Origin of the sequence: Conchiformibius steedae, from assembly GCF_014054725.1 — a bacterium.
Lineage (GTDB): Bacteria > Pseudomonadota > Gammaproteobacteria > Burkholderiales > Neisseriaceae > Conchiformibius > Conchiformibius steedae.
In genome coordinates this window covers 1,276,665-1,289,558 of sequence record NZ_CP059563.1, presented here as the reverse complement: position 1 = coordinate 1,289,558, position 12,894 = coordinate 1,276,665, and the positions used below count along the sequence as shown (strand labels likewise).

13 protein-coding genes are annotated in these 12,894 nt (G+C 45.5%); 12 read left to right on the top strand and 1 reads right to left on the bottom strand.

What is annotated here, in order from left to right:
• The first annotated feature begins 3 nt into the window (after positions 1-3).
• The 5 genes from H3L98_RS06885 (at position 4) to qatD (ending at position 5,325) form a co-directional block, all read left to right on the top strand.
• Complete coding sequence (locus H3L98_RS06885; RefSeq protein WP_027021356.1) at positions 4-531, top strand: single-stranded DNA-binding protein; 528 nt, start codon at positions 4-6, stop codon at positions 529-531.
• A gap of 227 nt (positions 532-758) precedes the next feature.
• Positions 759-2,543 (top strand): KAP family P-loop NTPase fold protein, encoded by a 1,785-nt coding sequence (locus H3L98_RS06880; protein WP_246327796.1) that lies wholly within the window; start codon positions 759-761, stop codon positions 2,541-2,543.
• 3 nt (positions 2,544-2,546) lie between these two features.
• Positions 2,547-3,287: a hypothetical protein gene (locus H3L98_RS06875; RefSeq protein WP_027021354.1), complete on the top strand. Its 741-nt coding sequence runs from the start codon at positions 2,547-2,549 to the stop codon at positions 3,285-3,287.
• Entirely contained in the window at positions 3,287-4,603 is a 1,317-nt protein-coding gene (qatC, locus tag H3L98_RS06870; protein WP_034333013.1) for a Qat anti-phage system QueC-like protein QatC, read from the top strand. Before H3L98_RS06875 ends, qatC begins: the two co-directional genes overlap by 1 nt.
• Positions 4,600-5,325, top strand: a complete 726-nt coding sequence (qatD, locus tag H3L98_RS06865) for a Qat anti-phage system TatD family nuclease QatD (RefSeq protein WP_027021352.1) — start codon at positions 4,600-4,602, stop codon at positions 5,323-5,325. The genes qatC and qatD overlap by 4 nt, the downstream gene beginning before the upstream one ends.
• A gap of 43 nt (positions 5,326-5,368) precedes the next feature.
• Here qatD and H3L98_RS10820 read toward each other — a convergent pair whose 3' ends face one another.
• Entirely contained in the window at positions 5,369-5,608 is a 240-nt protein-coding gene (locus H3L98_RS10820) for a hypothetical protein (protein WP_211247090.1), read from the bottom strand.
• 690 nt (positions 5,609-6,298) lie between these two features.
• Between H3L98_RS10820 and ilvB the strand changes: the two genes are divergently transcribed.
• The 7 genes from ilvB to H3L98_RS06825 all read left to right on the top strand — a co-directional run bounded on the left by ilvB (position 6,299) and on the right by H3L98_RS06825 (position 12,893).
• Positions 6,299-8,077, top strand: coding sequence for a biosynthetic-type acetolactate synthase large subunit (ilvB, locus tag H3L98_RS06855; RefSeq protein WP_027021350.1), 1,779 nt, complete (start codon positions 6,299-6,301; stop codon positions 8,075-8,077).
• A complete protein-coding gene (gene ilvN, locus H3L98_RS06850; protein WP_027021349.1) occupies positions 8,077-8,568 on the top strand; it encodes an acetolactate synthase small subunit in 492 nt (163 codons plus the stop codon). Before ilvB ends, ilvN begins: the two co-directional genes overlap by 1 nt.
• 73 nt (positions 8,569-8,641) lie before the next feature.
• Positions 8,642-8,953, top strand: coding sequence for a hypothetical protein (locus H3L98_RS06845; protein ID WP_027021348.1), 312 nt, complete (start codon positions 8,642-8,644; stop codon positions 8,951-8,953).
• Positions 8,954-8,963: 10 nt separating this feature from the next.
• Entirely contained in the window at positions 8,964-10,376 is a 1,413-nt protein-coding gene (locus H3L98_RS06840; protein WP_027021347.1) for a phospholipase D-like domain-containing protein, read from the top strand.
• A 39-nt stretch (positions 10,377-10,415) separates the two neighbouring features.
• Complete coding sequence (gene deoA, locus H3L98_RS06835; protein ID WP_027021346.1) at positions 10,416-11,750, top strand: thymidine phosphorylase; 1,335 nt, start codon at positions 10,416-10,418, stop codon at positions 11,748-11,750.
• A 92-nt stretch (positions 11,751-11,842) separates the two neighbouring features.
• Entirely contained in the window at positions 11,843-12,364 is a 522-nt protein-coding gene (locus tag H3L98_RS06830; protein ID WP_027021345.1) for a hypothetical protein, read from the top strand.
• Between the two features lie 61 nt (positions 12,365-12,425).
• Positions 12,426-12,893, top strand: coding sequence for an LPS-assembly lipoprotein LptE (locus H3L98_RS06825; protein WP_034333011.1), 468 nt, complete (start codon positions 12,426-12,428; stop codon positions 12,891-12,893).
• The last annotated feature ends 1 nt before the right edge of the window (position 12,894 follow it).

Here is a 12,894-nt window from a genome sequence, read left to right as displayed (position 1 = left end):
TTTATGTCTGTAAACAAAGTGATATTGGTTGGACGTTTGGGGCGCGACCCTGAAGTGCGTTATATGCCCAACGGCGAAGCGGTGTGCAATTTTTCCATTGCCACCGATGAAAGCTGGACCGATAAGCAAACGGGACAAAAGGTCAGCAAAACCGAATGGCACAATATTACCCTGTACCGCCGTACTGCCGAAGTTGCCGGACAGTATTTGAAAAAAGGCAGTTTGGTGTATATTGAAGGCAAAATCCAAAGCCGCAAATACACAGGCAAAGATGGCATTGAGCGCACTGCTTACGACATTATCGGCAACGAAATGAGAATGCTCGGCGGTAAAAACGACAACGGTGGTGGCAGCGCCCCGTATGATGGTGGTCAGTCTTATGGTGCATCATCTGCCGCCGCGCCTGCCGCAACAGCTTATGCCCCGCCGCCGCTACCCGCATCGTATGACGCACCCGCTGCGCCGCAACAACGCCCCGCCGTATCTGCACCCCCGCCAGTGGAAGATATCGACGACGATATTCCATTCTGAATTCCATATATATATAAGAACCTGTATTTATAAGATTGATGACTTGATTGCCAATTTTTGTGAATACGAGGCGGATTTTTATGCCGATATTGAACATATCGGCATAAAAATGCCAACGCAGTAGGCGTAAAAAGTGGGAATAAAAGTCTAACTTCCTACAACTTTATCATCATAAAAACATTTCAAATGTTTGTTGAAAGTGCCTTATAATATAAGGCTTGTATTTTATGAGTGAGAGTAATTTAATGTGGTCAGATACTGAATCTAAAGAAGATTATCTCAATTTTGGTGAAGTATCCCAAATTATTACTGAAATATTGGAAACGGAAGCTATGCTACCAGTTTCAATAGGTGTTTTTGGTAACTGGGGCGTGGGCAAATCCTCCCTGTTAAATTTGATTGAGCAACAAATCAAACCTGATGAGTGGATTGTAATTAAATTTGATGCTTGGCTTTATCAGGGATTTGATGATGCCAGAGCGGCACTTTTAGAAACTATTGCAAGCCATTTGATTCAGGCTGCCAAAGATAACGAAACCATCTTGCAAAAATCCAAAAATTTATTAGCCAGAATTGATGGTCTGCGTTTGACAGGTTTGCTTGCAGAGGGAGCTGCTTTAGTAGCAGGTTTTCCTACTTTTGGTTTGGTTTCTAAAATATTTGGAACAGCGCAAAATGCTTTGGATGGTATTCAAGATGAAACAGAAAGTAAACAAGTTGTAGAAACAGGAAAAAACATTGTTGATTCAGGAAAAAATCTTATCAAGCACAAGGAAAGGCAAACTCCACCACAACAAATTGAAGAGTTTAGAAAAGAATATGGTGAGATATTACAAGACTTAGGTAAAAAGTTGGTTATTGTGATTGATAACCTTGACCGTTGTCTACCTGCTAATGCTATTCAAACATTAGAAGCCATTCGTTTATTCTTATTCTTAAATCATACAGCTTTTATTATCGCAGCTGACGAAGAAATGATTCGCCATTCAGTTGCCGAACATTATAAAGATTTATCATATCGTCATCAAATTGATTATTTGGACAAGCTCATTCAGATTCCTATTCGTGTACCTAAAGCGGGCGTTCTTGAAATTCGTGCGTATTTATATATGCTGTATGCCATTCATCAAAAAGTGCCAACCGAAAAATTATCAATCTTACGTCAATTTTTAGAAATTCATTTGCAACACTCTTGGAAAAGTCAATCCTTAAGTCCAGAAGAAGTGATCCAAACTATTGAAGAACAAAATAATCAAGCTCTATTAGCAGATTTTGAACGAGCGAACAGAATAGCGCCTTTATTAGCAAATTCACCTAATATTCACGGTAATCCTAGAATTGTAAAACGTATTTTAAATACTATTAAAATGCGTGCCAAAATCGCAAACAAGCGTCAAATACCGTTAGAGGAAGCGATTATTACCAAATTGGTAATTTTTGAACGATGCGTGGATTCTGATGTGGTAACAAAATTTTATCAGAGTATCAATGAAAAAGAGGGTAACTCTGAATTATTAAAAGATCTGGAAAATAACAATGAGCAAAATTTATCAGATCTCTCTGAAAATAAATTCATTCAAACATTTATCAAAGAATGGGCAAAGTTAGAGCCAAAATTATCTGATGTTGATTTGCGAGCAGCGATTTATTTATCCAGAGAAACTATACCGTTAAATGCTTATACCGCTCAACTTTCTCAAAAAGCTCAAGACGCTTTAAGTATCTTACTTAAAATTACATCAAGAACAGGTTCACAAAATACCCAAAATGCCATTCAACAATTAACAATGGACGAGCAAATCTCTGTTATGGAGACCTTAGTTGAGCAATTAAGAAAAGTTGATAATTGGGATAAAAAACCAGATGGTTTTACGGGAGCTTGTTTGTTGGCTGAAAATTCAGAAGATGGTGCAAAAATTTTAACTCGCTTTATTATTGAATTAAAAAATAAAGGTGTTAATTATCCGTGGTTTAATACAAGATTAAAAAACACAACTTGGTATCAGGAGTAAGCAATGGGTACTTCACAATCTAGCGTAGGACCAAATGGTCATTCCCCTTTATTGCCCCCTTGGGTTGATGACGACCAAGCATTACCACAAACACCAGAACCGCAACGATTAAAAGGCTTCCGTCAAGCAATCGGCAGAGCTGTTGGAGGAGGTGGGCGTGAGGATGTGCGTAAAGCACTTGGTCATTATGCTCGAAAAGCCAGCGGTGGTAAGCATACTTCTGTACAAAGACTAGGGAAAATTACCCAAGCAGGTGCGGGTTTATTTGGTATTTTTTCAGGCAATCAACAGCAACAATATTCGGTTAATTTAAATAGTTTAAATGGTCAGCCTTGCGATGAAGTCATCAACCAAATTAGCGAACTTTTCGCTGGACATCACGGCGATTCAGATAAAATTCGTTCTGCAATAAATATTGCTTTATCAGAAGCATTGGAGGGAATGACAACTTTTGATGAAAACAGTATTACTGCTGACGTTATTGGTAAAATGATGGTTTGTTATTTAACTGAAAGTATTTTTCTGCAAATTGCACACGACGCTGGCAAAGCTTGGAAGAAAGGTGATAATCCTGTGCAAATTGCCGAAGCGGAAAATGCTTTAAGGCAACTCATTCGCGAGGTGGTGGATATTACGCTTGCCCCTAAATTTACGGATGATGTTTGTCAGTTAACGACCGAACAAATGCAAGAAATTCAAAACCAAGCTATTTCGGAAATTTGGGAAGAATGGGAGGATTATTGATGACTCAATTGGTTTTTCATCATGACTTTGAGCAATTAAAAAATTTGCCTAGTGGTGTTTTGCCTATTCGTCTTTATGGTATGGGGGATAAAAGTCTACAAATTGCTCATATTGGTAATATGGTTTTGGATAGAGTAAGAAGATTAGGTATTGAACTCAATAATCAAGTAATGGATTTTCTAACTATTGCTATGGCAGTTACAGCAGCAGATACTTTTGTTTTGCGAAAAGATACTGCAAATGGCTGGTGTCGTTCCTTTTCTATCACTTTACCATTGTGCCAGCCAGATATTTGGCAAGCAAACAAAGTTCATTTAGAACAGATTTTACACTTTTTAAGTGGTGATATTTGGCAATTTAATTTTCAGGCAGGCGGACAATTACCGCCACAGCCCTATAAATTAAGTGGCAGAACCAAATTGGTAGATTTAAGAAATAAAGACTGTGTTTGTTTATTTTCAGGTGGTTTAGATTCAGCGATTGGGGCAATTGATTTATTAGAACAGGGTTATTCCCCCGTATTGGTTAGCCATTCTTATAAAGGTGATAAATTACGTCAGCAAGCCATTATTCAGCAACTTAACCAAAATTGTTATATTAATCAATTTTCTCAATTTAATGCAATTGCACAACCACATTTAAACAATGGTGGAGCAACTGAAATCACAATGAGAACCAGAAGTTTAAATTTTTTGGCATTTGCAGTTGTATCAGCTTATGCATTACAGGAGGTTGTGCAAGAAGAGATTGATATTTTTATACCTGAGAATGGGGTTATTTCAATCAATGCACCTTTAACAGCACGCAGAATAGGCACTTTGAGTACCCGCACCACACACCCGTATTTTATCCAAGAATTACAAAAACTATTTACCTCAGTCAATATTCCTTTTGCGTTAAGAAATCCTTATCAATTTAAAACTAAAGGACAAATGATAGCAGAATGTGCAAATTTACCATTATTACAGCAAATTATCCCTAATACTGTTTCATGTAGTCATTGGAAACGTAAAAATCAACAATGTGGGGTTTGTGTTCCCTGTCTGATTCGTAGAGCGTCACTGCATTATGCTGGTATTACCAATGATGCCCAATATGAATTTAATGACATTCGGCAAATCTTAACACATCAGGATAGAAGGGATGATTTATTTGCTTTAATGAATGCTCTTCGTCAGAAAAATCATCGCAATATCAATCAATGGGTTTTACAAAGTGGCTCACTACCCACTCAACAATTAAATCAGTTTGCAAATGTTTTTATGAATGGATTAGATGAAGTGGAACAACTTTTAATAGAGAATCAAATATTATGATGGATATGCATTGCCATTTGGATTTATATACCAATCCACAATACGTTGCAAAACGATGTAAGGATGAAAATCTGTATGTATTGTCTGTTACAACCACACCAAAAGCATGGTACAGAACAAGTTTATTAGCAAAAGATTGTCCTCGTATTCGTACTGCCTTGGGACTGCATCCCCAACTGGCTCACGAACGTTGGCAGGAGTTGGAATTGTTTGATGCATTATTAAACCAAACGCGCTATGTGGGTGAAATTGGTTTGGATGGCGGAAAAGAGTTTAAAACACATTGGAGAAACCAATTAAAGGTTTTTCGCCATATTTTAAGAAGTTCAGCAAAATCTGGTGGAAAAATATTGAGCATACATTCTAGAATGAGTGCAAATGCTGTACTAGATGAATTAAGTCAAGTAAATGATAACTTGCCAATCCTTCATTGGTTTTCAGGCACAAAACAACAGATAAAACGAGCGAGTGAAATGGGTTGCTATTTTTCTGTAGGACCTGCAATGTTAAGTAGTAAACAGGGTTATGCGTTGGTCCAACTCATGCCAATAGAAAAAATATTGATTGAAACCGATGGACCTTTTGGGAGTTTTAAAGCACAAACTTTACTCCCTTGGAATGCCCATATTGCCATTGCAATATGGGCAGATATGTGGGGGATGAATATTTTAGAAGCTGAAAATATATTGAGACAAAATCTATTTAACGTGAGTTCGGGATAAGCCCTTATTTACTGATTGGGTAACAAAGAATTTTTCCCTAACATCATTGGTTATATGGAAACAGGCAGTACTCCGCCAAAACCGAAATCAGATTTAACAAAAAAACCCGTTTCCAAATGGTAACGGCTATTGTATGCTTCGGCGCTTTTTGCTTTAATGCTGGACGGTTATCGGCATTGCCCGCAGTCAAACGGAATGTAATCAATTCCCCCAAACGATTGAATACTGCATGCAGTTTTGAAACTGCTAAACTAACATGTACTGATTTTACCAAGTTTTTCAAGTTCTTTAAACACCTTACGTGAATAAATATGGCGGTTATGGCTTACTGCCAACGTGGTGGAATCAAATATACCTACGTCTGTACGGTGTCCTATTTGAATCTTTTAAAAGACCAACATGGCAGGCAAAACACGTTGAGCCAGTTTTACAAAACGGTTCTAGCTTGGCATGTCAGGAAATTCACTACGCAACATGGTTTTGATTTGCCACAGATAATAAGTTTTAAAATCGCGCATCCCGCATCCGTAGATGATGGAAATAAATCCAAATGGTAATGATTTCAGCTGTACTAATGTGATTCTTATCCCGAACTCACGTTATGCTCAAAGCACCCATTTAAAGTCAAACGGGGAAGGTAGGTGCCTTCCCCGTATTTTCTGAAAAAGCGCTTGCACGTTTACACAGATTGGGTTATCTTTTACACTTCTTATCAAAATGCCTTGTGGTTTGAAACATAAGATTGATTTGGACGGGGCGTTGCCCTGTTTCCATTAGGACAACATATAAAAGTTCCCTTTTATGTGTTGAAACTTAACAGAACCCAGCGTCCGAACCCTACCGCTGTGCGTTTGCCACGCCCCCGCCCGAACGTTTCGCGTACCCCAAACCGCCGTGCGTTCCGGCAGCACTTACCGGTGCAACGGCAAAGCGTCGCCCACCCTAGGTTTGCACGCCCAAACAAGAGGTTGTCATGCAAATTTCCGGTGCACAAATCATCGTGCAAAGTCTGAAAGCCGAAAATGTAGAATATGTTTTCGGCTACCCCGGCGGGGCCGTTCTCGAAATCTACGATGCCCTGTTTCAACTCAATAAATTTGAACACATTTTGGTGCGCCACGAACAAGCTGCCGTCCACGCCGCCGATGCCTATGCGCGGGTGAGCGGACAGGTGGGTGTGGCATTGGTTACATCAGGACCGGGTGCAACCAACGCCATTACCGGCATTGCCACCGCCTACACCGATTCCATTCCACTGGTGGTAATTTCAGGACAGGTCGGCTCGCCCATGATTGGCACCGATGCTTTCCAAGAGATTGATATGGTGGGGATTTCCCGCCCCTGCGTGAAGCACAATTTTTTGGTAACCGATATTAACGATTTGGCAGTAACCATCAAAAAAGCCTTCCAAATTGCCCGCAGCGGTCGCCCTGGTCCTGTAGTGGTGGATATTGCCAAAGACGTTACCCAAGCCACTGCTAAATTCAGCTATCCGCAAGAAGACGTTTTTATCCGTTCTTATCAACCTGTTACCCAAGGACACGTTGGGCAGATTAAAAAAGCCGTGCAAATGCTCGCAGCTGCCAAACGCCCCTTGGTGTATTTCGGCGGCGGCGTGGTGTTGGGCAATGCTTCGGGCGAATTGATGGATTTTGTCCGCACTTTGGGCTTGCCCTGCACCGGTACGCTGATGGGCTTGGGCGCGTATCCGTCTGACGACCGTCAATGGCTGGGTATGCCCGGAATGCACGGCACTTACGAAGCCAATTTAGCGATGCAAAACGCCGATGTGATTGTTGCCGTGGGTGCGCGTTTTGACGACCGCGTGGTATCCGTACCGTCCAAATTTGCCGAAAGCCCGAAAAAAATCATTCACATTGATATTGACCCGTCCAGCATTGCCAAGCGCGTTAAAGTTAATGTTCCCATTGTGGGTGATGTGAAAAACGTGTTGGCAGAAATGCTGAAATTGTGGAAAAAACAGGAATTGATGTTTAATGCCACCGCATTGGAAAAATGGTGGCAAAAAATTGAAAGCTGGCGCAGCCGTCAATGCCTGTGGTTTGAACCGCAAAACGATGTGATTTTACCGCAGCAAGTGATTCAAACGCTCGCCAATAGCACAGAAAATCAAGCCATTATCACTTCAGACGTGGGGCAGCACCAAATGTTTGCCGCCCAATATTATCCCTTTGTGCGCCCGCGCCAATGGCTCAATTCAGGCGGTTTGGGTACGATGGGCGTGGGTTTGCCCTATGCCATGGGCGCGTATCTTGCCGACCCCTCTAAAGACGTGTGCTGCATCACGGGCGAAGGCTCGATTCAGATGAATATTCAGGAAATGGCAACCTGTTTGCAATACAAAATCCCCATTAAAATCATCTGTTTGAATAACGGTTATTTGGGCATGGTGCGCCAATGGCAAGAGCTGTATTACAGCAACCGCGAATCCGAAACCTATTTTGATTCGCTGCCTGATTTTGTCAAACTTGCCGAGGCGTACGGTCATGTTGGCATGCGCATCAGCAATCCCGCCGATGTGGAAGGCGCATTGCGCGAAGCCCTTGCCATGAAAGACCGTTTTGTGTTTATGGATTTTATTACCGACCGCAAACAAAACGTTTACCCCATGGTAGGCAACGGCAAAGGTTTGGACGAAATGGTGTTGCCGCCACATATGCGCGAGCGTAAAGCCGATTCGGATGTAAACGACGTAAACGACCGCGATTACGACACAAGGAGCGTGCCATAATGCGACATATTTTATCCATTCTGATGGAAAACCGTTCGGGTGCCATGAGCCGTGTGGTGGGACTGTTTTCTGCCCGCGATTATAATATTGATTCTTTAGCGGTTGCCGCTACCGAAGACCCTACTTTATCGCGCATGACCATTGTGACCCACGGCGACGATGCCGTGTTGGAACAAATCACCAAGCAATTGAATAAATTGATTGAAGTGGTGAAAGTAGTGGACTTGAACGAAAGCCGTTTTGTTGAGCGCGAACTGATGCTGGTTAAAGTACGCGCCGTAGGCAAAGACCGCGATGAAGTCCTGCGCCTGACCGATATTTACCGCGGACAGGTGGTAGATGTCAGCGATAAAACCTATACCGTTGAAATTACAGGCACAGCCGAAAAACTGGACAGCTTTTTGGAAATCCTGCCCAATGGTCTGATTTTGGAAACCGTGCGTACGGGCGCGGCAGGCATCGGACGCGGCGAACGGATGCTGCGGATTTAAGTTTTGTTTGAAACACAGGCTGTCTGGAAGTCTTTTCAGGCAGCTTTCATTTTACCAATAACGACAGTATTTTATGACACGAACCCACCAAAATGCCCGCTTATTGGCGGTGCGCCACCTGCCTGACGAAGAAAAACTGGTACTCAGCTTTGAAAACCTGCCCGAACACGAATTCAGCTGCGTAGCCGATTTTATGTTTAACGGCTTTTTTGCCCATAATGTCTTGTTTGGTATTGACGAATACAGCGTAGAAACCTTACCGCCGCGCATTGCTGCCGAATTTCCCGTGTTGTCGTATTATCTGCACAGCGGCGAAGAGTGGCAGATTTTCCATCTGTCGCCCAGCGCGGGATTGGGCGGGATTGTGGTGTGTGCCACATTATAGTGGATAAAAAATGAATTTAAATAGCGATTTATTTGAACGTTTGCAAGCGCGTGCGGGTGCGTGTGATGTGCGCGACGGTTGCGAATTACGCATTTTGCACGACAGCAGCGAGAATTTTTCTGCATGGTTGGCGGCTTTGGCGGCTGCCGAGCGTTTTATCCTGATTGAAATGTATATTTTTGCCGATGACGCATTTGGCAGAAAAATCCGCGATTTGTTGGTCGAAAAAGCCCGCGCGGGTGTGCAGGTGTGCTTGGTGTATGACTGGGTAGGCAGCATTGTTCCTGCTATGAAAAACTTTTTCCGTCCTTTGCATATGGCGGGCGCACAAGTGGTGGCATACAATCCTTTCGGTTTTGCGTGGGGCATTGGGCTGATTTCGCGTAACCACCGAAAATCCATTATTATTGATGGACATACTGCTTTTGTTAGCGGATTGTGCCTGTCGTCTGCATGGGAAGGCAATCCCGCGAAAAAGATTGCGCCGTGGCGTGATACGGGCGTGATGTTGCGCGGCGAAGCGGCTATTGCGGATTTGATTGCCGCGTTTGCCGATACTTTGTCGGCGCAAGGCAAAACCTTGCCTGATAATATTCGCGCCCAAACAGGTAGCAGCCAAGCACACGCCCGCATTGGTATTGTGGCAACCACGCCCAATGATAACAATATGTTACGTGTGGATTTAAACGCCATTGCCTTGGCAGAACGCCGTTTGTGGCTGACCGATGCTTATTTTATGCCCACGCGCCTGTATACGCAGGCTTTGATTAACGCGGCAGCAGCGGGCGTAGATGTGCGGATTCTCGTCCCGCAAACATCTGATATTGCTTGGATTGCCCGCGTATCGCGCACCCGTTACCGCGAGTTGCTGCAAGCGGGTGTGCGCGTGTTTGAATGGAATGGCACGATGATTCACGCCAAAAGTGCGGTGGCAGACGGGCGTTGGGCGCGTATTGGTTCTACCAATCTGAATTTTGCCAGCTGGCATTTTAACCGCGAATTAGACGTGGTGTTGGAAGACACGGATTTGGCGGAACAATTGGAAGTGCAGTTTTTGCGCGATTTGGACAATGCCACGGAAATTGTGTTAAACGATGCGGAAAACGCGGTGGCGGTGGAACGGCGCAAACAAGGTTTATTGCGCTTGAAAATCCGCAGCCGTACACAGGCGCAGGCGGTGGCGCGACAGCTTTTGCGTTTTGGACATGCTTTTGAAGGCAATTTTTACGGCGCGAAAATCGTGGACGAGCGCGAAGCCTATGCGTATTTGAGCTTGGGGGCGATGCTGTTGGGCGCGGGACTGCTGTTGTGGTTTTTCCCAAAACTGCTGGTGGTGCCGGTGATGTTGCTGCTGCTGCTGGGCGGGGCTTCTACCGTGTGGTCGGCGTGGCGGCAGATTCGGCGTTTTCACAATAAAAAATAATGATTTAACCTACTGAATTTCAAAACAAGGATTTACCCTATGGCATTGTTAATGCAAGAAATTATCCGCAAAGTCCGCGACCGTCAGCCTGTAAGCAGCGAAGAAATCCAATTTTATATTCAAGGGGTAACAGACGGCAGCGTCAGCGAAGGGCAAATTGCTGCGTTTTGTATGGCGGTTTTTCTCAATCCGCTTGCCATGCCCGAACGCACCGCGCTCACCCTTGCCATGCGCGACAGCGGCGACAGCCTCAATTGGCAGCAGATGAATTTAAACGGTCCTGTGCTGGATAAGCATTCAACAGGCGGCGTGGGCGATGTGGTGTCGCTGATGCTCGCGCCTATGTTGGCAGCTTGCGGCGGTTATGTGCCGATGATTTCGGGACGCGGGCTGGGGCATACGGGCGGAACGCTGGACAAATTGCAGTCTATTAAAGGTTTTAATCCCTTTCCCGCCGTTGCCGATATGCAGCGCATCGTAAAAGAACACGGTTGCGCCATTATCGGGCAAACCGCCAACCTTGCCCCCGCCGACCGCAAAATCTACGCCACCCGCGATGTTACCGCCACAGTAGAATCCATTACCCTGATTACCGCGTCTATTTTGTCTAAAAAACTGGCTGAAGGCTTGGACAGCTTGGTAATGGACGTTAAAGTCGGCAACGGCGCGTTTATGCCTACCTACGAACAATCACAGGAACTGGCGCAATCCATCGCCAACGTCGCCACCCGTGCAGGTTGTCCCACCACTGCGCTGCTAACCGATATGAATCAGGTGTTGGCATCCAGCGCGGGCAATGCCGTGGAAGTGCGCGAAGCGGTGCGCTATCTGCGCGGCGACTACCGCAATCCGCGTTTGCACGAAGCCACGCTGGCATTGTGCGCCGAACTGCTGATAAACGGCAAACTCGCCGACAGCCGCGAAGAGGCTCGCGCCAAACTGCAAACCGTGTTGGACAACGGTGAAGCGGCGGAACGTTTTAACCGCATGGTTTACGCCCAAGGCGGCGCGGCGGATTTCTGCGAACGCTTTGAACAACTGCTGCCAACTGCCCCGATTGTTAAACCCCTGTTTGCCCCGCGTGCAGGCGTGGTTTGCGGCATGGACACCCGCGCTGTCGGTATTGCCGTGATTCAGTTGGGTGGCGGACGGCGCGTGGCAGACGATGCCATTAACCACAGCGTCGGTTTTGACCATATTTTGCCTGTGGGCGCACACGCCGATGCACACACCCCGCTTGCCGTGATTCACGCCCAAAGCGAAGACGACTGGCAAGCCGCTGCCGCCGCGTATCTGGCAGCCGTAACCATCGGCGACCACACACCCGAACCCCTGCCCGTGGTGTACGAAACACGACACGCCAGCCCCGTTTAAGCCGCCTGCGCCTGTTTAGAATATTCACTCTTTTTAAGACGTGTCATGATTAGCCAAATAATTGAACACGCAAAAGAAAGGAGTAGAAAAACATGACAGGCAACCGAAACTTTATTCCCATTTTAATTGCTATTTGGCTGGTATTTGCTGGTGTGATGGCTGCTGCTTGGTTGTTTCCCGCGCAGCGGCAGCATTCGCCCAGCGTGTCGCCACCTGTGTCAGACATACGCCCCATCAGCGTGCTGGACGAACCGAACCAATCCATTCCACAGGAGGAAGCATACGCCGAAACGGACACACTTGCGCCCGAATTCAACGACTATCCGCCGCCCGTCCGCACCGATGTACCACCCCCTTCCCGCACACACCGTTTTCCCCTGCCAACTTTTTTGCTGTGGGAAACGGTGTTTTTTGTGTTGGCGGCGGGCTATATCGCCGCTTCCTTGCCGCACAAATTGAGCTTTTTAAGCAAGCACCACCCCACTTTAGGCAATTTCACCAATCTCAAATACACGCCGCTGCGCCTGATTGGCGTGGGCGACGGCATTGCCTTACTGATTGCCCACAATCTGATGCTGGTGTTTTTTTATGCTTATTACCTGCACAATCCTTGAAACACCCCAAAACGCCATTATGCGGCTATAATCGTGCCTTTATTTATGTCGGTTTTGCGCCATGCCCGTGTTACGCCCCCTGCTGCTGTGCCTGATTTTCACTGTAAACGCCTGTGGTTTCCAACCCAAAGGACGTTTGAGCAGTTTGTCTGCCCAACCGTTGTGGCAGCTGGAAAACGCGGGCAGTTTGCAGGAAGCCTTAAACACGGCGTTGAAACGCGCAGGCGCAACGGTACAAAGTGATGCGCCGCAGCAATTGCAGATTGTGTCGGTAGAACGGCAGAAAGACATTTACACCATTACCCGCGCCGCCAAATTAAGCGAATACCGTTTAAGTTTAAACGTGGGTTTTCAAGTGCGCCGCCAACACGCGCCCGCAGGCTTGCCCGCGCAAGTGCGGGTAGAACGCACCCTGCCTTATGCCGATGCGATGGTATTGGGTAAGCAGGAAGAAGAAGCCTTGATTTGGCGCGAAATGGAACAGGACGCCGCCGAGCAGATTGTGCGCCGTTTGGCAGCGGGGCAGTAAG

Bases quoted from the DNA above. Each gene is read 5' to 3' on its own strand.
- H3L98_RS06885 (WP_027021356.1), top strand. From the start codon at position 4: ATGTCTGTAAACAAAGTGATATTGGTTGGACGTTTGGGGCGCGACCCT.
- H3L98_RS06880 (WP_246327796.1), top strand. From the start codon at position 759: ATGAGTGAGAGTAATTTAATGTGGTCAGATACTGAATCTAAAGAAGAT.
- H3L98_RS06875 (WP_027021354.1), top strand. From the start codon at position 2,547: ATGGGTACTTCACAATCTAGCGTAGGACCAAATGGTCATTCCCCTTTA.
- qatC (WP_034333013.1), top strand. From the start codon at position 3,287: ATGACTCAATTGGTTTTTCATCATGACTTTGAGCAATTAAAAAATTTG.
- qatD (WP_027021352.1), top strand. From the start codon at position 4,600: ATGATGGATATGCATTGCCATTTGGATTTATATACCAATCCACAATAC.
- ilvB (WP_027021350.1), top strand. From the start codon at position 6,299: ATGCAAATTTCCGGTGCACAAATCATCGTGCAAAGTCTGAAAGCCGAA.
- ilvN (WP_027021349.1), top strand. From the start codon at position 8,077: ATGCGACATATTTTATCCATTCTGATGGAAAACCGTTCGGGTGCCATG.
- H3L98_RS06845 (WP_027021348.1), top strand. From the start codon at position 8,642: ATGACACGAACCCACCAAAATGCCCGCTTATTGGCGGTGCGCCACCTG.
- H3L98_RS06840 (WP_027021347.1), top strand. From the start codon at position 8,964: ATGAATTTAAATAGCGATTTATTTGAACGTTTGCAAGCGCGTGCGGGT.
- deoA (WP_027021346.1), top strand. From the start codon at position 10,416: ATGGCATTGTTAATGCAAGAAATTATCCGCAAAGTCCGCGACCGTCAG.
- H3L98_RS06830 (WP_027021345.1), top strand. From the start codon at position 11,843: ATGACAGGCAACCGAAACTTTATTCCCATTTTAATTGCTATTTGGCTG.
- H3L98_RS06825 (WP_034333011.1), top strand. From the start codon at position 12,426: ATGCCCGTGTTACGCCCCCTGCTGCTGTGCCTGATTTTCACTGTAAAC.